This window comes from Kitasatospora sp. NPDC038210, from assembly GCF_055600605.1.
Genome location: NZ_JBVJYK010000010.1, coordinates 230,358 through 248,753 on the forward strand (window position 1 = coordinate 230,358; position 18,396 = coordinate 248,753).

Annotated in this window: 16 protein-coding genes and 1 pseudogene; 5 read left to right on the forward strand and 12 right to left on the reverse strand. The window is 73.6% G+C overall.

The features are described from left to right. Positions 1-56: 56 nt before the first annotated feature. The 6 genes and pseudogenes from ACZ7KX_RS21885 to ACZ7KX_RS21910 form a co-directional block, all read right to left on the reverse strand. Positions 57-734 carry a response regulator gene (locus ACZ7KX_RS21885; RefSeq protein WP_396545902.1) on the reverse strand — a complete coding sequence of 226 codons (678 nt, stop codon included), beginning with the start codon at positions 732-734 and terminating at the stop codon, positions 57-59. After that, on the reverse strand, positions 731-2,041 hold the full coding sequence (locus tag ACZ7KX_RS21890) for a sensor histidine kinase (RefSeq protein ID WP_470327888.1): 1,311 nt from the start codon (positions 2,039-2,041) through the stop codon (positions 731-733). The genes ACZ7KX_RS21885 and ACZ7KX_RS21890 overlap by 4 nt, the downstream gene beginning before the upstream one ends. A 166-nt stretch (positions 2,042-2,207) precedes the next feature. After that, complete coding sequence (locus ACZ7KX_RS21895) at positions 2,208-3,059, reverse strand: ABC transporter permease (RefSeq protein WP_470327889.1); 852 nt, start codon at positions 3,057-3,059, stop codon at positions 2,208-2,210. Beyond that, positions 3,056-4,012: an ABC transporter ATP-binding protein gene (locus ACZ7KX_RS21900; protein WP_396545904.1), complete on the reverse strand. Its 957-nt coding sequence runs from the start codon at positions 4,010-4,012 to the stop codon at positions 3,056-3,058. The genes ACZ7KX_RS21895 and ACZ7KX_RS21900 overlap by 4 nt, the downstream gene beginning before the upstream one ends. A 179-nt stretch (positions 4,013-4,191) precedes the next feature. Continuing rightward, a complete protein-coding gene (locus ACZ7KX_RS21905) occupies positions 4,192-4,644 on the reverse strand; it encodes a cupin (RefSeq protein WP_470327890.1) in 453 nt (150 codons plus the stop codon). Then, positions 4,641-6,115: pseudogene (locus tag ACZ7KX_RS21910) on the reverse strand (MFS transporter). The gene ACZ7KX_RS21905 and the pseudogene ACZ7KX_RS21910 overlap by 4 nt, the downstream one beginning before the upstream one ends. A gap of 56 nt (positions 6,116-6,171) precedes the next feature. On the opposite strand from ACZ7KX_RS21910, the gene ACZ7KX_RS21915 reads away from it, so the two are divergent. Next, on the forward strand, positions 6,172-6,843 hold the full coding sequence (locus ACZ7KX_RS21915; protein WP_470327891.1) for a TetR/AcrR family transcriptional regulator: 672 nt from the start codon (positions 6,172-6,174) through the stop codon (positions 6,841-6,843). 10 nt (positions 6,844-6,853) lie between these two features. Here the strand turns inward: ACZ7KX_RS21915 and ACZ7KX_RS21920 are convergent, their stop codons facing one another. From ACZ7KX_RS21920 to ACZ7KX_RS21930, 3 genes are all read right to left on the reverse strand, one after another. Continuing rightward, complete coding sequence (locus ACZ7KX_RS21920) at positions 6,854-7,834, reverse strand: hypothetical protein (RefSeq protein WP_470327892.1); 981 nt, start codon at positions 7,832-7,834, stop codon at positions 6,854-6,856. Positions 7,835-7,899: 65 nt separating this feature from the next. Then, positions 7,900-8,277 (reverse strand): hypothetical protein, encoded by a 378-nt coding sequence (locus tag ACZ7KX_RS21925; protein ID WP_350628471.1) that lies wholly within the window; start codon positions 8,275-8,277, stop codon positions 7,900-7,902. 283 nt (positions 8,278-8,560) lie between these two features. Further along, positions 8,561-9,241: a TetR/AcrR family transcriptional regulator gene (locus tag ACZ7KX_RS21930; RefSeq protein WP_470327893.1), complete on the reverse strand. Its 681-nt coding sequence runs from the start codon at positions 9,239-9,241 to the stop codon at positions 8,561-8,563. An 80-nt stretch (positions 9,242-9,321) separates the two neighbouring features. On the opposite strand from ACZ7KX_RS21930, the gene ACZ7KX_RS21935 reads away from it, so the two are divergent. Continuing rightward, positions 9,322-10,221, forward strand: a complete 900-nt coding sequence (locus ACZ7KX_RS21935; protein WP_470327894.1) for an SDR family NAD(P)-dependent oxidoreductase — start codon at positions 9,322-9,324, stop codon at positions 10,219-10,221. A gap of 120 nt (positions 10,222-10,341) precedes the next feature. On the opposite strand, the gene ACZ7KX_RS21940 is transcribed toward ACZ7KX_RS21935, so the two are convergent. Beyond that, on the reverse strand, positions 10,342-11,292 hold the full coding sequence (locus ACZ7KX_RS21940) for a ketopantoate reductase family protein (protein ID WP_470327895.1): 951 nt from the start codon (positions 11,290-11,292) through the stop codon (positions 10,342-10,344). A gap of 282 nt (positions 11,293-11,574) precedes the next feature. Here ACZ7KX_RS21940 and ACZ7KX_RS21945 point away from each other — a divergent pair, with 282 nt between their 5' ends. The 3 genes from ACZ7KX_RS21945 (at position 11,575) to ACZ7KX_RS21955 (ending at position 14,687) form a co-directional block, all read left to right on the forward strand. After that, entirely contained in the window at positions 11,575-12,408 is an 834-nt protein-coding gene (locus ACZ7KX_RS21945; protein ID WP_396545911.1) for a PIG-L family deacetylase, read from the forward strand. Positions 12,409-12,663: 255 nt separating this feature from the next. Beyond that, positions 12,664-14,259 carry a restriction endonuclease fold toxin-2 domain-containing protein gene (locus tag ACZ7KX_RS21950; RefSeq protein ID WP_470327896.1) on the forward strand — a complete coding sequence of 532 codons (1,596 nt, stop codon included), beginning with the start codon at positions 12,664-12,666 and terminating at the stop codon, positions 14,257-14,259. A 53-nt stretch (positions 14,260-14,312) separates the two neighbouring features. Beyond that, complete coding sequence (locus tag ACZ7KX_RS21955; RefSeq protein ID WP_470327897.1) at positions 14,313-14,687, forward strand: hypothetical protein; 375 nt, start codon at positions 14,313-14,315, stop codon at positions 14,685-14,687. A 43-nt stretch (positions 14,688-14,730) separates the two neighbouring features. On the opposite strand, the gene ACZ7KX_RS21960 is transcribed toward ACZ7KX_RS21955, so the two are convergent. Both ACZ7KX_RS21960 and ACZ7KX_RS21965 read right to left on the reverse strand, forming a co-directional pair. Then, positions 14,731-16,278: a long-chain-fatty-acid--CoA ligase gene (locus ACZ7KX_RS21960; protein WP_470327898.1), complete on the reverse strand. Its 1,548-nt coding sequence runs from the start codon at positions 16,276-16,278 to the stop codon at positions 14,731-14,733. Positions 16,279-16,509: 231 nt separating this feature from the next. After that, positions 16,510-18,174 (reverse strand): phospholipase D-like domain-containing protein, encoded by a 1,665-nt coding sequence (locus tag ACZ7KX_RS21965; protein WP_470327899.1) that lies wholly within the window; start codon positions 18,172-18,174, stop codon positions 16,510-16,512. Between the last annotated feature and the right edge of the window lie 222 nt (positions 18,175-18,396).

Sequence of the window (18,396 nt, forward strand, 5' to 3'; positions counted from 1 at the left end):
CCCGCACCCCCGGCCCGCTCGCCGGACACCCGCCCGCCGGTGGCGCCCGCGGCGGCTCAGACCGGCGGCTGCGGCCGCGTCAGCCCGCGGTCGTACGCGAAGATCACCGCCTGCACGCGGTCCCGGGCGCCGATCTTCGCCAGGACCCGGCTGACGTGCGTCTTGACGGTCGACTCCGCGAGGACGAGACGTGCGGCGATCTCGCCGTTGGTCCAGCCGTGGGCGATGGCGACGAGGATCTCCCGTTCGCGCTCGGTCAGGGCCTCCAGCTGCGGGTCGGCGACGGGCGCCGCGCCGGGCGGGCGGACCGGCAGGTGGTGGGCGTAGGTGTCGAGCAGGCGGCGGGTGATGGCGGGTGCGACGACGGCGTCACCCTCGGCGACGGAGCGGATCCCGGAGAGCAGGTCCTCGGGGCGGGCGTCCTTGAGCAGGAAGCCGCTGGCTCCGGCGCGCAGGGCGGCGTGGGCGTACTCGTCGAGGTCGAAGGTGGTCAGCACGAGGATGCGGGAGCGGCCGCCGGTGGCGACGATCCGGCGGGTGGCGTCGATGCCGTCCATGCCGGGCATCCGGATGTCCATCAGCACGACGTCGGGCCGCAGGTCGGCGGTCAGCCGGACGGCCTCGGCGCCGTGGGCGGCCTCGCCGACCACCTCGGTGTCGGGTTGGCTCTCCAGCAGCATGCGGAAGCCGTAGCGCTGGAGTGGCTGGTCGTCCACGATGAGGACGGTGGTCACGTCGGGCCGCCTGTCGGGTCGGGGGTGAGGTCGAGTACGGCCTCCACGGTCCATCCTGCACCGGGGCCCGGTCCGGCCGTGACGCTGCCGCCGTACAGCGCCGCGCGCTCGCGGATGCCGGCGAGGCCTTGGCCCTCGCCGCCGGGGTGGGCGGGGGTGCGCACGCCGGGGGGCGGGCCGCTGTCCTGGACGCGGACCCGCAGGCCGTCGGTGCCGGCGCTCAGGGTGACGTGGGCCCGGGTGTCGGGGCCGGCGTGCTTGAGGGCGTTGGTGAGCGACTCCTGGACGATGCGGTAGGCCATCAGCTGCATGCCCCGGTCGAGGTGGCCGAGGTCTCCGGCCGCCGTGTAGACCACCTGGGGTCCGGCGGCGCGGATGCGGGCGCACAGCCCGTCGAGGTCGGCGATGCCGGGCTGCGGGGTGAACTCGGCGGTCTCCTCGCCCTGCTCCCGCAGGACGCCGAGCATCCGGCGCAGTTCGCCGAGGGCCTGGCGGCTGGTGTCGCCGATCAGCTGCAGGGCCTCCCGGCCGCGTTCGGGGGCGGCCTGGGCCGCGTAGGCGCCGCCGTCGGCGAGGGTGACGATGACGGACAGGTTGTGGCCGATGATGTCGTGCATCTCGCGGGCCACCCGGGCGCGCTCGGTGGCGGCGGCGAGTCGGCTGCGCTGGTCGCGTTCGATCTCCAGGCGGGCCGCGCGTTCGCGCAGTCCGGCGAGCTGGGCGCGCCGGATGCGGACCGCGATGCCGAGGGCGACGGCCGCCGTCGCGGCGCTGAACAGGAAGAACAGGGCGTCGCCGACGGGCAGCCCGCCGCCGGAGACGGCCACCGCGACCAGGGCGATGGCGCCGACCATGGCGCCGCAGGACCAGGCCAGGTGCCGCAGCCGGCCGTGCAGGGCCAGGCTGTAGAGGGCGACCAGCAGGGCGGCGTCGGCGCGCAGGCCGACGCCCAGCGACCACTGCAGGACGAACACCGCCATGATCGCGACGAAGGCCGCGGTGGGCCGGCGGCGGCGCCACAGCAGCGGGACGACCAGGCCCGCCTGCAGCGCGAGCATGGCGGCCAGCGGCGGCCGGGCGAGGACGATCCGGTGCTCGCGCGGGCCGCCGTCGCCGCGCCAGGGGAACAGGTCGGGCAGGCAGAAGACCACGAAGACGGCGACGACCACGGCGGTGTCGAGCACCCACGGGTGGTTGCGGTCGGCCTGGCGCACCCGTTGGCCGATCCGGGCCAGGCGCGCGAACACCGGGCCGGAGAGGATCTCGGCTCCGGCGGACGGGTCCGTGGAGGTGACGTGGTCGCTCACCGGGGGCACCTCCGTGGTTCTGCAAGCGCTCGGCGATCGCGGGGACGATCGCGGAAGGGATCCGGGCCGGGATCGCGGACGGAATCGTGAAGGGCGGCGCCGGTCCGAGCCGACGCCGCCCTCCGAGTCTCTCAGGCCCGCGGGTGCCGCGGGCCCGACGGGTGTGTCAGGCGTCGGTGCGCACCAGGCGTACGGCGGCTCCCGCCAGGGCGAGGACCGTCCAGCCCAGGAAGACGACCAGCCCGGCCGTCGGCGAGAGCGTGGTGGCGTCGTGCTGGAGGGCGAACATCGCCTGGCCCGCGTGGCTGGGCAGGTAGGGGCTGATGTGGTCCTGCCAGGAGCTGGGCAGCAGCGCCGTGAGGCCGGGGATCAGCATCAGGGAGGCCACCAGGACGGCGATGCCGCCGGCCACCGAGCGCAGCAGGGCGCCGAGCGCGACGCCGATCACGCCGACCAGCGCGAGGTAGAGCCCGGCCCCGAACAGGCCGCGCACGACCCCGGCGTCGGAGATGGTCATCGCGGCGCGGGTGCTCGCGAGGATCCGGCTGTCGACGAGGAAGGCGGTGAACGCGCCCGCGGTGCCGAGCAGCAGCGCGATCACCCCGTACACGGTGGCCTTGGACCACAGCACAGGCAGGCGGCGCGGCACGGCGGCGAGCGTGGAGCGGATCATGCCGGTCGAGTACTCGCCGGCGGCGACCAGCACGCCGAGGACGCCGAGTGCCAGCTGGGAGAAGTTGGTGCCGAACAGCGACAGGCTGAGCGTGCTCGCGGCGGCGAAGTCCCGGTCCATCGGGCGGCCGTCGCTGATCCGCGACTTGAACTGGGACGCGGCGATCAGGCCGAAGGCGACCAGGAACAGCAGGGCGAGGCCGAGGGTGATCCAGGTGGAGCGCAGCGACCACAGCTTGGCCCACTCGGAGCGCAGCACGCGCAGCGCCGTGACCTTGTACGCGGGGCGGGCGGCGGGCAGGTCCGTGGGAGCGGACGGCGTCGGGCTGGGTGCGACGGTGCTCATGCCACACTCCTGGTGGTCTCGGTGCCGGTGGTGCCGGCGGCAGTGGTGGTGGTGCCGTGGTACTCGACGGCGTCGCGGGTCAGCTCCATGAACGCCTCCTCCAGGGAGACCGTCCGGGGGGTGAGCTCGAACAGGGCGATGCCCTGCTCGGCGGCGGCGAGGCCGATCTCGCGGGCCGTGCGGCCGCTGACGAGGAGCTCCTCCGAACCGGCCCGGCCGGTGATCTCCACTCCCGGTCCGGCGAGCGCGGTGCGCAGCCCGGCCGGGTCGGCGCTGGCGACCTTGACCACGTCGCCGCCGGCCTCGCGGACCAGGTCCTGCACGGTGGTGTCGGCCAGCAGCCGGCCGCGGCCGACGACGATCAGGTGGTCGGCGACGAGGGCCATCTCGCTCATCAGGTGCGAGGACACGAAGACGGTGCGCCCCTCGGCGGCGAGCCCGGTGAGGAGGTTGCGGATCCACAGGACGCCCTCGGGGTCGAGGCCGTTGACGGGCTCGTCCAGCATCACGGTGGCCGGGTCGCCGAGCAGGGCCGAGGCGATGCCGAGCCGCTGGCCCATGCCGAGCGAGAACGCCCCGGCGCGCTTGCGGGCCACCGACTGCAGCCCGGTCATCTCGATGACCTCCTCGACCCTACGGCGTGGGATGCCGTGGGTGTGGGCCTGGGCCATCAGGTGGTTGAAGGCGGAGCGTCCGGGGTGGATCGACTTGGCCTCCAGCAGCGCGCCGACCTCCTGCAGCGGCGCCGCGTGCTCGGCGTAGCGGCGCCCGTTGACGCGGACCGTCCCGCCGGTGGGGGCGTCGAGTCCGACGATCATCCGCATGGTGGTGGACTTGCCCGCCCCGTTGGGCCCGAGGAAGCCCGTCACCGTACCGGGCCGGACCGTGAAGTCCAGCCGGTCGACGGCCGTCTTCTCGCCGTACCGCTTGGTCAGCTGGTGCGCCTCGATCATCGGTCATCCCTGTGCTCCGGGGCCGGGCCGTCCCGGCCGCCCTGGTCTTCCACGCTAGGGGCGGGAACGGCCCGGACCGTGGTACCGGGGACCGATCATCGGCGCGCCCGTAGTACCGCGGTACCACGGGCTTCGCGGTGTTCCGGGGCGCCGCTGCCGCGTGGCCGGCGGCCTCCGGTTCAGTGGGTGTCGCTGCGCCGTTCGAGGCGGGAGCCGGCGCCCCGTTGGTGGAGGGTTTCGCTGCGCCGTTCGAGGCGGGTACCGGTGCGCAGGGTGATCGACATCAGGTCGCTGGGGGCGTCGAGCTCCAGGCGGTGCCAGCGGCCCCGCGGGACGATGACCGCGCGGCCGGCCGTCAGCCGTACCGTCTCCTCGGCGTCCCCGGGCGCGGCGGGGCGGAAGTGTACGCGGACTCCGCCGGTCAGGCAGCAGACCGCTTCCTCGGCCGCGGGGTGCATCTCCCAGTGGTCGGCGTGGACGTCGGCGTCGGTCTCCACGTGGAAGGTGGCGACCTGCCAGGCGCCGGGGTCACCGCCGGTCATCCGGCGTCCGGTGGCCAGGACGTTCCCGTCGGGGTGGATGTGCAGGGCCGAGGCGAAGAGGTCGACCGCGGTGGTCGGGGTCGTCGTCATGCGGGGGTTCCTTCCGGTTGCTTCTCCGCCGGGGTGGCGGGTCGGGGGCAGGGGGTGTCCGGCCGGCGGCGGGGCAGCACGACGGTCGCCACGACCGCCGCGAGGACGAAGAGGGCGGCGCAGACGGCCAGCCCCAGGGCGTAGCCGTCGTTGAGCGCGCCGGGGTCGGTGGAGGTTCCGGTGCGGTGGGCGGCGACGGTGGCGAGGGCGGCCAGCCCGACGCAGCCGCCGAGTTGGCGCGAGCTGTTGAGCAGCCCGGAGGCCCGGCCGGCTTCGTGCGCGGCGATGCCGGTGGTCGCGGCGGCGGCGACCGGCGCGAGCACCAGCCCGGTGCCGATGCTGGTCACGAGGGACGGGCCGAGGACGTCGGTGAGGAATCCGCCGTCAGGGCTGATGCCGGCGAACCAGGCCAGGCCCGCGGCGGCCAGGAGGGCGCCGGGTACGAGCGCGGCGCGCGGGCCGCGGGCCGCCGTGACCCGGGTGGCGACGACGGTGCCCGCGACCAGCCCCGCCGAGAAGGGCAGGAACGCGGCACCGGTGGCCGCGGCGCCCAGGCCCAGCACCTGCTGCAGGTAGAGGGAGACGAAGTAGAAGGCGGTGAACTGCCCTGCGGCGGCCAGGAACACCAGCAGGTTGGCCCCGGCTACCCAGCGGCTGCGCAGCAGGCCGAGGCGCAACAGCGGTGCGGGCGCCCGGGTTTCGGTGACGACGAAGGCGGCCAGCAGTACGGCCGCGGCGGCGAGCGTGGCCAGGGTGGCCGGGGCGGTCCACCCCCGGGCCTCGGTCCGGACGACGCCGAACACCAGCAGCCCCACTCCCCCGGTCGCGAGGACGGCGCCGGGCACGTCCGGCCGCTCCCGTCGGGCGGGCCGTTCCTCGACGGACCGTACGCCGGAGGACCGCACGTCGGCGGGCCCGGCCGCGGGGAGCAGCGCGAGGGCCACCGCCACGACGGGCAGGTTGACCAGCATGACCCAGCGCCAGCTCGCGTACTCGGTGAGCAGTCCGCCCGCGAGGACGCCGAGGGCGCCGCCCGCCGCGTTGGCCGCGCTCCACACGCCGAGCGCGCGGACCCGGCGGGGCCCTCGGTGAACGTGGTGGTGAGCATCGCGAGCGCGGCCGGGGCGGCGGCCGCGGCGCCGGTGCCCTGGCCCGCGCGGGCGGCGACCAGCTGCCAGGGCTCCTGGGCCAGCCCGCCCGCGAGGGAGCAGAGTCCGAAGACGGCCAGGCCGGTGACGAGCAGGCGCCGCCGGCCGTAGAGGTCGCAGGCGCGGCCGCCGAGCAGCAGCAGGCCGCCGAAGGTGAGTGCGTAGACGTGCACGACCCAGGAGAGGTCGAGTGGTGCGAATCCCAGGGCGGTGCGGATCGCGGGCAGGGCGACGTTGACCACCGACATGTCCAGCGCGAAGACGAACTGCGCGACGGTCACCGCCGCCAGCACCAGGCCGGGGCGTAACGAGTTTTTGTACATGTAAGGAAACTACCCCGGACGATCTCCGCTGTCGAGCGCCGGGGGATGATGGGGGCATGACGCAGCAGCCCGCCGCACCGCGCAAGGCCACCGGCCGCCCGCCCCGCATCTCCCGCGAGGAGGTCGTCGGCGCGGCCCGCCGGATCGTGACTGAGGAGGGCGTCGGGAAGCTGACGATGCGTCGCCTGGCCGCCGAGGTCGGCAGCACGCCGATGGCCCTCTACCACCACGTCCGCGACAAGGAGGAGTTGCTCGTCCTGCTGCTGGACGACCACGCCGCCCGCACCCTGAAGCCCACCGGACTGCCGGCCGAGCCGCGCGAGCGGGTCGTCACCGCGGCGGCCGCCATCCACCGGGCGCTCTCCGCCTGCCCCTGGATCGTGGAGGTGCTGACGGCCGACGACCTGATGTCCGCCCACGCCCTCTGGTTCGTCGAGCAGATCGTCGACGGCCTGGTCGACTGCGGGCTCCCGCCCGAACGGGCCGTGCAGGGCTACCGGGCGATCTGGTACTACACCGCCGGCGAGATCGTGGTCCGGGCGACGGCGGCCCGCCGCCGCGCCGCGGACGACCGCCCGACCTACCGCGAACAGGTCTTCGCCGGACTCGACCCGGTCGCGCTGCCCCGGCTCGCGGAGGTCGGCCAGCACTGGGAGCGGCTGACCGCCGAGGACACCTACGAGGACGGACTGCGCTCCCTGGTGGCCGGACTGCTCACCGGCCGCTGAGCCGGCGGCCTCAGCCCTGGCCCTGCTCGCCGAGGATCCGCTCCGCCGCGCGGAGCCGGTCCTCGATCCGCTGCCGGTACTCCGCCAGCGCCGGGCCGTGACTCTCGATGTACCGGGTGTCGTAGGCGGACTGCACGGCCAGTGAGATGCCGACCAGGTTGGTCGACAGCTTGCACGCCACGTCGTCGGAGGCCTGCCGGAGCTCCCGCGCCGAGTGCCGGACGGACACCGCGCCGTTCACCTCGGCCGTCCCCGGCAGCAGGGAGGTGTCGGCCAGGACGTCCTGCGGCGTCGGGTAGCGGTAGCCCTTGGTCGCCATGCAGGCGCTCCACGCGGCGAAGGCGGCACGGACGCGCGGATCGTCGGTGGGGACCCCGGGGCCGTGGTCCGGCAGTGCCTGCGGGTCGGGCAACGGGAGGGCGCCACCCGCGCCGCGGGTGCTCTCGCCCTTGCAGCCGCCGGCCGGAACGGCCTTGCCGGCGTACGCGGGCACCGCCTTCCCGGTCGGGTCCACCCCGTGTTCCACCGTCATGGTCTCCGGCGAGGGCGGTTCCGCCGCGGGTGCGGGCGCGGCCGACGCGGACCGGGCGGGGACCCGGTCGTACCCGCTCACGGCGGCCCGCTCCGGGTCGAAGAAGCCGTACAGCGGGGCGTGCGTGCGGTCGTACCGCAGGGCCTGCTCGTCGAACCCGATGAGGTCGGAGGCCACCGGCGGCAGTCCGAACTCCCGCATGCACCGCGCGTTCAGGGCGTTCGCGGCGGCCTGCAGGGTGGTGACCTGCTGCGGGGTCACCAGGTAGGTGTCGATGGGCCGGACGATCTGCTCCACCGTCGTGATGGTCGCGACGGGGCCGATGGCGGTCACCGTCGCCGCGGCGCCGCCGCCGGAGGCCGGCCCGCAACCCGCGACGGCCGCTGCCGACACCGCGACCGACACCGCCAGGGCGAGCAGCCCGGCCGCGCGTCGGGTCGTACCGCGCAATGCGTTCATGACGAACCGTCCCTGGGAGCGGCGGCGGGCGCCGGGACCGTGCCCGGCGCCCGCCGCGGTGGAGACTAGGACCAGATGTTGACCGAGTACGTGGTCGAGTTCATGTCGATGTAGGGCGTGATGCTCCACGGGTTGAAGCGCGCGCCGGTGTCACGGCCGCCGCTGGTGTAGTAGTTGGTGTAACCGGTGTTCACACCCGAGCCCACGGCGGAGGTGCCGGTCATCCAGACGCTGAGCGTCTGGGAGCCGCTGCCGGTGAAACCGAAGCAGCGCACCGCGTGGTAGTTGTTCGGGCCACCGGAGTAGACGGTCACCCCGCGGCCCTGGGCCGCACCGCAGTCGATCGGCTTGACCTCGGCGCTGGCCGGCGCGGCGAGCGCGACGGTCCCGGCGAGGATGCCGCCGGCGACGGCGCTGACGACGAGCTTCCGGCTGATCTTCACGCGCGTTCTCCCTTGATCCGCTGTCCTGGAAAGTCCTGGAAGGTCGTTCACGGCAGGCCCGGCCTGCTGGAAGTGCGGTGGTACGGAGTCGGAACCGCGGTGCGTCTCCCACCGGCGGTCTCCGGCCCGCCATCAGGGAATCGCATCGCCGGAGCCCTGGCGAGCGGGCTCCAGCGATCGTCGGGGCCGGCTCCACAGGCCGTCCGGCCGGGCACTCGGGATCCGCGAGAGGTTCCGTCCCGACCAGCGGTGGTCCGCTCCCGTCGAGGGCGCGCCCGGGCGGTCAGTCCCGTGCGGAAGCCGCCTCCGCGGCCAGCCCGACGATCGTCGCGGTCAGGACGCGGGCCAGCCGGGGTTCGACCTCGATGACGGCGTGGGCGAGGCGCGGGTCGCTGCGGTAGAGGGCCGCGACCTCCGCGCCCGGGTTCGCGATCTGCCACATCGCCCCGGCGAGCGAGACGGCGGTGGCGACCAGGTCGACCACGTCCTGGTCGCTCAGCCCGGGCACCTGCGCCCGGACGGCTGCGGCGATCGGCTCGCGGGCCGCGCGGGTGGCGAGCTTGAAGTCGCGCACCGCGTCGAGCGAGACGTGGCGTTCGAGGTTGAGCGGGGCGTGCGCGAGCAGGTCGCAGAACAGCCCGCGAGCCGCGAGGGTGCCGGCGAACGCCCGGGCCACGGCCGCCGGGCCCGGGTCCTCGGCCTCCCGCAGCAGGGCGGACAGCGCGTCCGACCACTCCTGCCAGCCCTCCGCGGTCAGCCGCAGGAAGATCTCCTCGCGCGTCTCGAAGTACCGCAGCAGCGCCGACTTGTGCATCCCCACCGCGGCGGCGATGTCGGTCAGGGAGACGTCCCTGATGCCGCGCTCGCGGCCGAGCGCCCGGGCCGCCTCCAGGATCGAGGCCTCGCGCTGCCGCTTGGCCTCGGGCGAGCGCGCCCGCCGGAACTCCGATGCTGCTGCTTCCACCCGGCCATCGTAGAGCAACACCGTTGCCGTATTACCGCAACAGCGTTGCGCTATTACCGCAACGGTGTTTTACTAATGGCATGGAACAGATCGTGGAACAGATCGTGGAACAGACGTGGTTCATCACCGGCAGCTCCCGCGGCTTCGGCCGCACCCTCGTCCGCGCCGCCCTCGAAGCCGGCCACAGGGTGGCCGCGACCGCCCGCCGCCCCGATCAACTCAGCGACCTCGTCGAGGAGTTCGGTGACCGGGTCCTCCCGGTCGCGCTCGACGTCACCGACCCGGAGGCCGCCCGCGCGGCCCTCGCCGAGGCGCACGCGCACTTCGGCCGGATCGACGTGCTGGTGAACAACGCCGGCTACGCCAACGTCTCGCCGATCGAGACCACCGAGGACGCCGACTTCCGCGCCCAGTTCGAGACGAACTTCTGGGGCGTCTACAACGTCACCAAGGCGGCCCTCCCGCTGCTGCGCGAACAGAAGGGCGGTCTGGTCATCCAGTTCTCGTCCATGGGAGGGAGGGTCGGCGGCTCGCCCGGCATCGCCTCCTACCAGGCGGCGAAGTTCGCCATCGACGGTTTCAGCCGCGTCCTGCGGGCCGAGACCGCGCCGTTCGGCGTGAAGGTGCTGGTCGTCGAACCCAGCGGCTTCCGCACCGACTGGGCCGGCTCCTCGATGCTCGTCCACGACATCCCGCAGGCCTACGACGAGACGGTCGGTGCCGTCCACCGGCGGCTGCGACAGGGCGGCGACGGAGCGAGCACGGCCGGCGACCCCGTCCGCGCCGCCGAGATCCTGGTCCGGATGGCCAAGCGGCGCGACATCCCCCACCACCTGCCCCTCGGTGTCAACGCGGCCGAGGGCTCCATCGCCATGGACCGCCGACTGCTCGCGGACGACACCAGGTGGCGCGAGGTCTCGCGCTCGGCGGACTTCGCCGAGGCCTACCCGGTGACCTTCCCGCCGGACCAGGCGGACTGACCGACTGACCGACTGACCGACGGGCTGACTGAGCGCCGGGCCGACGGGCCGATTCACCGCCGGACCGGGGCACCGGCGGCCGGCCGCGACAGCTCCCGCCGCGGTCGGCCCGTCGTGCCCTCAGGAGCGCGTCGCGGCCCCCGCCGTCAGCTCCGCCACCAGCCGGGCGGCGAGCGGCACGGGGACACCCTGCCGGTCCGCGGCGCGCAGCAGCGCACCGCCGATCGCGTCCAGCTCCAGCGCGCGGCCCGCCTCCGCGTCCCGCTGCATCGAGGACTTCGCCTCCGCCGGGAAGGCGTCGTACAGCGCCAGGGTGCGGTCCGGGTCGACGTCGGCGCCGCAGGACCGGCCGACGGCGGCGGCCTCGGCGACCAGGGCCGTCAGCTCGGCCCGGTGCTCGGTCCGGACCGGTCCGATCGGCAGCCCGTGGCGGGTGGTGAGCAGCGCGAACGGCGCCAGGAAGGCGAGCTTTCCCCAGAGCACGGTCGGCTCGTCCTCGATCACCCGGGTGCGAACGCCGGCAACCCGGAGCATCCCGGCGACGTCCGCGAGCCGCTCGGGCGGGCCGGCCAGGTCGATCTCGGTGAACGGACTGCCGTGCTCGACGGCGCCGGGGGCGACCCTGGTCGACTCGACCCGCACCACGCCGGGGACGACCCGTTCCTCGCCGAACCGCCGGCGCAGCTCGGCCGCGTGCTCGACCCCGTTGAGCAGCGGCACGACCACGCCGTCGGCGACCGCCTCGGGGGCGATCCGCTCCGCCGCCGGGGTCAGGGCGGTCTGCTTGACCGTCACCAGGCAGAGGTCGACGGGTTCGTGCAGTTCGGTGCGCGCCTCGACCCGTGCGGTGAACTCCCCGAACTGGGGGCTGCGGACGTGGATGCCGTCCCGGCGCAGGACGCGTGCGGTCGGCTCACCCGCCAGGCAGATCACGCGGTGGCCGGCGCGGGACAGCACGGCGGCCAGCAGGCCGCCGACTCCCCCGGGGCCGAGCACCGCCACCGTCCGGCGGGGGACGGCGTCGGTCTGCTCGGAGGGGGTGGTGCGGTTCTTCTCGGACGGAACGGACACGGTGGTTTCCTCTCGGCACGTCGTGGGTCGGCACCGCGCGCCCCCGCCGTGCGTCCGGATCGCGTCCGGGGTCGCGCCCGGATCGCCGCGGGGTCGAGCCGGTTGCCGCCAGGCCCTGCAGTGATGATCGAATCCGCCCGGCCCCCGGTCAATCCTCGGGATTCATGGGAACACCCCAAGCGTTCCCTTGGGTTGTCACCGGTGGCACCGATAATGCGGGCGGCTGCCTGCCGCCGTACCGCAGACTCGAACCGAGCACTTTCAGACCCGAGGATGGTTTTCATGATTGACCGGCCGTTGACGCTGATGGCGGTGCACGCCCACCCCGACGACGAGGCCAGCGGGACGGGAGGTGTCCTCGCGCGGTACGCGGCGGAGGGCGTCCGCACCGTTCTCGTCACCTGTACCGACGGCGGTTGCGGTGACGGGCCCGGGGGTGTCAAGCCGGGCGACCCGGGGCACGACCCGGCGGCCGTCGCCGCGATGCGCCGCGAGGAACTGGAGGCGAGCTGCGAGGTCCTGAAGGTCAGCCACCTGGAGCTGCTGGACTTCGCCGACTCCGGGATGATGGGCTGGCCGACCAATGACGCGCCCGGCTCCTTCTGGCAGACCCCGGTCGAGGAGGGCGCCGCCCGGCTCGCCGAACTGATGCGCCGGTACCAGCCCGACGTGGTCGTCACCTACGACGAGAACGGGTTCTACGGGCACCCGGACCACATCCAGGCGCACCGCATCACGATGGCGGCGCTGGAACTCACCGACATGACGCCCAAGGTCTACTGGACGACCGCACCGCACTCGATGGTGCGGCGGTTCGGGGAGGTCATGCGCGAGTTCGGCGCGGACTTCGAGGAGCCGGAGCAGTCCGAGGCCGGCGAGATGCCGGAGATCGGCCTCCCCGACGAGGAGATCACCACCTGGGTGGACACCACCGAGTTCGCCGACCAGAAGTTCGACGCCCTGGCCGCGCACGCCAGCCAGGGCGAGAACATCTTCTTCCTGCGGATGGGCAAGGAGCGCTTCAACGACCTGTGGGGCGTGGAGACCTTCGTCCGGGTCCGTGACACCACGGGCGCGGACGTGCCCGAGAACGACCTGTTCGCCGGACTGCGCTGACCGCTGCCGCAGCCCCGCCGCTCCGGTGCGGCGCGCCGCCCGGCTCGCCCGGCCCTCGGGGCGGCCGAGCCGGGCGGCGCTCCCGTTTCCGCCTCCGCTCCCGATTCCTCCTGCTTCCGCCTCCGCCTCCGCTCCCGATTCCTCCTGCTTCCGCCTCCGCCCGCTCGGGTGTTCGTCTTCACCTTCGCGCCGAGGGCAGCCGCCGTCGGCATTGCTTGCTACCGTGAATGTCAGGAAATATCGGGGGAGAACGCCATGACGGACTTTCACGTCAAACCGGCCGACATGCTGCTGTCGTCCGCCGGGTTCACCGATCTGCAGAACTCCGCGGCCCAGATCTACCGGAGCCTGGTGTTCGCGATGGACGCCACGGCGGGCATGGCGGGCGACGACGAGGCCGGCCGCTCGTTCGCCGCCGCCTACGACCCGGCCGCGCAGAAGCTCGTCGACGCGATGGCCCAGGTGGTCGGCCAGCTCGGCCAGACCTCCAACGGCCTGTACACGATGGCGATCAACTACCTCAAGACCGACGCCGACATCGCGGCCTCGATGATGGCCCCGCAGAAGCTCCCCGCGTCGAGCGCCCCGGAGTGCGACGAGGAGGTCGCCAAGGCCAAGCTCCGCTCCGCGGCCGGGCACAACGACAGCGGCGCCGTCCACGACCTCCTCAAGAAGTTCTGGCCGCAGGGCGATCCGGGGAGGCTCCGGCAGGCCGCGAGCGACTGGAAGGGCTTCGCGGAACTCGTGTCCAGGCTCGGCGCCGAGGGCGACAAGCGGGTCCTGCGCGTCACCGCCTCCAGCACCTCCGGAGCCGTCACCTCCTTCGCGCAGAACTGGGCGAAGGTGCACGACGGCTGCGCCACCGAGGGCCCGCTGCTGAACAGCCTCACCAACGCCGCGTTCAAGCTCGGCCAGGCCTGCGAGGCGTACGCCAAGCAGGTCGAGGACCTGCGCGACACGCTGGAGGACCTCGCGATCACCGCCGGCATCGTCGCCGGGGCGGGCATCCTGCTCACCGTCGTCACCCTGGGCGGGTCCGACGTGGCGGCCGCCGGCGGCGAGGCCGCGATCGCCGCCGAGGCCGGCGCCGCCGCGGTGGCCATGACCGCGGCGGTCGAGGGCAGCGCGGAAGTCGCGGTCCTGGCCGAGGCGGCGGCCGTGGTCGACGCGGCGGCGGCGAGCCTGATCCCCGTCGGCGCCGGGCTGACCGCCGTGGCGACCACCGCCGTCGTCCTGGCCGGGGCGACCGACGCCGCAGCGGCACCCGCGCCCAAACCGCCGCCGTTCACCGTCACCCCCGGGATGCCGCCGCTGCCCCGCGATCCGAACAGCCCCTTCCCGGCGCTGTCGCCGCAGGACCAGGCCGCCGTCCGGGCCTGGATGACGCAGATGGAGCAGGACGGCCGGACCTTCCCGGCACTGGGCCCCTCCGCCAAGGGCGACCCCAAGATCGACGCGCGCCGGGCCTACCAGGTGCGGGTCGCCGGATCGACCGAGTACCGGCTGTACACCTCGGTGACCGACCCGGAGACCGGCCGCGAGCTGGGCATGGACGCCGACGGCGTCCGCCCCGAGGACGGCGCCGCGATCGACGCCAAGTACATCGGCCAGCAGAAGAGCTGCAAGTCCCCGTTCCGGCTGAACAACGCCGACGGCGTCTTCGAGTTCGCGTACGAGAACACGATGGACGGCGAGGCGAAGAAGCTGGACAAGTACGCCTCGGCGCTGAACGACCCCCGCAACAAGGTCAACCACCTGGAGCTCATCACCAACGACGCCAAGGCCAGCTCCTACTTCCAGGCCCTGATGACCGCCAAGGGCGTCACCGGGAACGTCCGCGTCGTACCGTGACAGTCGACACGAGACCGGTCCGTCCGTACCACCGAGAGAAGCGAGAACACCCCGTGGGAGCCACCTTCTACGTCAGCGCCGACCAGGAACAGGTTGGGCCGTGGACCTTCACCGGCGAGCAGCTGAAGGAGTGCGTCCGCCGCCACTGGCCGGACGCCACGGTGAGCGGCGCCTTCGAGAACTTCCTGGAGATCCACGCCGAGGTCGAGCCCGGCCGCTGGGCGGAGCTGGCGTACAACCTGCGGCACGGCGCCTTCTCCTTCGAGGACCGGGAGCCGCACTCCGCGCCGCTCACCGTCATCTACACGGCACTGCACGAACTCGCTCCCGCGGTCCCGGTGGTGTGGTGGATCGACTACGACGCGGAGCTGGCGCCCCTCGACCTGGCCGGCGGCCGGGAGGCGTTCATCGACAGCTTCCCCGCGTAGGCGCGGCGCCCGACCGCGCGACCGTGGCCTGGCTGCCTGCCGGTCAGGAGAGTTCGCGCTTGAGGATCTTGCCGGTGGCGGTCATCGGCAGGCTGTCGACGATCTCCACGATGCGCGGGTACTTGTGGCCGGCCATCTGTTCCCGGCCCCAGGCGACCAGTTCGTCCGGGGTGGCCGCGGCACCGGGCCCGAGGATGACGAAGGCCTTGACCTCCTCGCCGTGGCTCTCGTGCGGCACACCGACGACCGCGGCCAGGCTGATAGCGGGGTGCGTCATCAGCACCTCCTCGACCTCGCGGGGGTACACGTTGAAGCCACCCCGGATGATCATGTCCTTGGCCCGGTCGACGATGTGGTAGAAGCCGTCCTCGTCCCTGCGGGCCAGGTCGCCGGTGCGGAACCAACCGTCCCTGATCGCCTCGGCGGTGGCCTCGGGCCGGTTGAAGTAGCCCTTCATCACGCCGTGGCCCTTGACCACGATCTCGCCGACGGCACCGGCCTGGGTGACCTCCGCCCAGTCCGCGTCGATCAGTTTGATATCGACGCCCCAGATCGGCACGCCGATGGAGCCGGGGCGCGGCCCGCGCGCGGGGTCGGAGAAGGTCACCACCGGTGAGGTCTCGGAGAGGCCGTAGCCCTCCAGGATCCGGACGTGGAGCCGCTCCTCGATCCGGCCGAGGAGTTCCACCGGCAGCGCGGCACCGCCGGAGACACCGATCCGCAGGTTGCGGGCGATCCGGTCCACGTCGACGGTGTCGGTGAGGGCTCCCAGCAGGGCCCACCACATGGTCGGGACGCCGGCGAAGAAGGTGATCTCCTCGGTGTCCATCAGCCGCACGACCTCCTCCGCGTCGAAGCGCGGCACGAGGTGGAGGGTCGCGGCCGTCGAGAAGCCGGTGTGCATCTGGACGGTGGAGCCGAAGGTGTGGAAGAGCGGCAAGCACAGGACGTGGCTGTCCGTGGCGGGCGTGCTCCGGAACGTCCGGTTGCAGGCCAGGACGTTCATCACCGTGTTGACGTGGGAGAGTTCGGCGCCCTTGGGCTGCCCCGTGGTGCCCGAGGTGTAGAGGATGACGGCGGTGTCGGTCGCCTCCGTGGCCACCGGGTCGAAGACCGGGGAGGTGCCCGCGAGGGCCGCGCCCAGCGTCTGCGCCCCCTCGATCGGCGACGGCGCGGCCGGATCGGCGGTGATCACGAAGAAGTCCTCGCAGCTCTTCACCTCCTCGAAGGCCTTCCGGCCCTCCTCGCCGATGGCCAGGCCCGGCGTCCCCTCGAAGCAGAAGTACGCCTTCACCTCGGCGTCGCGCAGGTGGTAGGCCACCTCGCGCGCCTTCAGCAGGATGTTGAGCGGGACGACGACCCCGCCGGCCTTGAGGATGCCGTAGTAGACGATCGGGAACTGCGGCAGGTTGGGACAGCTCAGCGCCACCCGGTCGCCGGGCCGGATCCCCCGCTCCACCAGCAGGTTGGCGACCCGGTTCGCGGCGGCGTCGACCTCGGCGTAGGTGAGCCTGGTCGAGCCGAGGACCAGCGCGTCGCGGTCCGGGTGGTTACGGGCGGAATCCTCCAACAGGACCGACAGGTTCAGCATGGCACCTTCCGAGGGTGTGGATCCGGGCCGGGCCGCGGGCGACGGCACGCGTCATCATGGCCCCCGGAACGGATCACCGCCAGTACCCCGACGGCCACGGGAACCACCCGGCTCCGGTACCGGCCGGACGGGGAGTCCGGGCGGCACCGGGCCGGGTGGCACCGTGGCGCCGTGCCGCTGGCGCGCGTGGTGCGCAGGGCCGTGTGGAGCGGCCCCGGTGCGGACGGTCCGTCAGCCCTGGCAGATGCCGCGGGTGTAGTCGACGGTCGCGGCGGCCTGCGAGTACTGCCACTGCGGCGCCAGCAGGCGCTGGTCGAGCTGCGCGGCGGCGGCGCGGTCCTCGACGACGTAGCCGAAGTCCTGCAGCCAGGCCGGGTAGAGGTTCTTCGAGCCGATGAAGAAGGCGGATCCGTCGACCGCGACCAGCTTGTGGTGCAGGGCGTACGGGTGGCCGTCGGCCCAGGCCGAGCTGGGGGCGGCGCGGAACGGGGCCAGCTGGAGGTTGCTGCACATCGCCGACTTGGCCTTGGCCGGGTCGCCGAGGCGGGCGGTGAGGCGGGCGGCGAGGGTGTCGCTGATCTCGTTCAGGGACTTGATCTGCGAGTAGCCGCCGCTGCCGACCACGCCCCGGTTGGCCGGGTCGCTGACGACGATGCGGACCTTCACGCCGTCGGCCATCTTCGCCGCGAGCAGGTCGAAGAGCCGGGCGTCGTAGCGGGGCAGCGGCGGGCAGGTGCCGGTGACGTCCTGCTGGGAGATGTCGATGCGGCTGCCGGCGCTGGCGATCAGCGCGCGCAGGGCGGGCTCCTCCGGGTTGACCGTCTCGTAGTCGCGGTCGGCGTTGGTGTTGTCGTGCAGGCCGATCGGGCCGCACTTGACGCCGTCGGCGGCGGGCACCGCGTCCGGACGGAAGGCGGAGGCGGAGTCCTTGTCGCGGATCCCGACGCCCAGGCCGCCGACGGCGAGCGCCGACAGGCCGCCGGTGGCGGGCACCCGGCCGGCCGGCGGGTTGACCCGCTTCTCCAGGTAGGGGGTGCAGGAGGCTCCGTTGGTGGAGGCGAACCAGGCCGCCGAGAACACCCCGGTGTTGCGGCAGGTCCAGTCCCACAGCGTGTCCAGGTAGGCGCCGGCGGAGGCGGCGGCCGGGCCGTTCAGCGCGAGGTCGACGTCGGTGACCGGGTGGGCGGTGTCGAGGTAGTCGGCCTTCCAGTTGTTGATCCCGCCGGTGATGACGCTCTGCCCGTCGACGACCAGCAGCTTGGAGTGGTTCCAGGAGAACGCGGTCTTGGCGGTGGTCATCGCGGCGACCTCGACGGTGACCCGGCCGGCGGCGTCACCGAGCCTGGCCACCAGGTCGTCCCGGTACTTCGAGGGGAGCGCGGTGATGTTGTACAGCGGCGCGGCCCCGGCGAGCACCCGCACGTGCGGTGCGTTCCCGGCGGCCACCGAGGCCTTGAGGCCGGCCGCGATGGCGTCCTGGAAGGCGCCGTCCGGGAACGGCGCGAGGGTCGAGATGTCGACGGTCCGGGTGGCGCGCGAGATGTTCTCGCGCATCTTGTCGAGCAGCTGGCGGGTTCCGGTGCGCTCCGTGCAGGAGGGGTCGCCCCAGCAGCCCGGGGTCTGCAGCAGCCAGCCGCCCGGGTCGCCGGCGGGCGCGTCGAGCCGGTTGCCCTCGGTCCGCTGCCACACCGTCCCTTCCAGGCCGGGGGACACCTGGCGCAGCGTCCGTTCCACCGCGTCCAGGTGCGGGGTGGCGGCGGTCGGCGCGGTCGGGGCCGGGACGGGGGCCGGGTCGGCGAACGCCGGGGCGGCGGGGAGCGCGCAGACGGCGGCGACGAGGGCCAGCGCCGAACCGGCGAGACGGCGGCCGGAACGGCGGGACTGGTGATCGAGCACGTACGGGTCCTTCATGAGGGGCCGGGAATGTTCACCCGGTCGACATCCTTGAATTACCCAAGGGTAACCTGAGTCGGTGTCAGGATCCTGCCAAAGCCGGCCCGGCACACGCGCGGCGGGCGGCCGCGCATGCGGGAACCACCGTGCCCCGGGCCGGAGTTGACCGGCCCGGGGCGTGATCGAAATTACCCGGCGGGAGGGATCCGGCCCGGCCGAGGAGTC

Bases quoted from the DNA above. Each gene is read 5' to 3' on its own strand.
- ACZ7KX_RS21895 (WP_470327889.1), bottom strand. From the start codon at position 3,059: ATGAGCACCGTCGCACCCAGCCCGACGCCGTCCGCTCCCACGGACCTG.
- ACZ7KX_RS21900 (WP_396545904.1), bottom strand. From the start codon at position 4,012: ATGATCGAGGCGCACCAGCTGACCAAGCGGTACGGCGAGAAGACGGCC.
- ACZ7KX_RS21905 (WP_470327890.1), bottom strand. From the start codon at position 4,644: ATGACGACGACCCCGACCACCGCGGTCGACCTCTTCGCCTCGGCCCTG.
- ACZ7KX_RS21915 (WP_470327891.1), top strand. From the start codon at position 6,172: ATGACGCAGCAGCCCGCCGCACCGCGCAAGGCCACCGGCCGCCCGCCC.
- ACZ7KX_RS21920 (WP_470327892.1), bottom strand. From the start codon at position 7,834: ATGAACGCATTGCGCGGTACGACCCGACGCGCGGCCGGGCTGCTCGCC.
- ACZ7KX_RS21935 (WP_470327894.1), top strand. From the start codon at position 9,322: ATGGAACAGATCGTGGAACAGATCGTGGAACAGACGTGGTTCATCACC.
- ACZ7KX_RS21945 (WP_396545911.1), top strand. From the start codon at position 11,575: ATGATTGACCGGCCGTTGACGCTGATGGCGGTGCACGCCCACCCCGAC.
- ACZ7KX_RS21950 (WP_470327896.1), top strand. From the start codon at position 12,664: ATGACGGACTTTCACGTCAAACCGGCCGACATGCTGCTGTCGTCCGCC.
- ACZ7KX_RS21960 (WP_470327898.1), bottom strand. From the start codon at position 16,278: ATGCTGAACCTGTCGGTCCTGTTGGAGGATTCCGCCCGTAACCACCCG.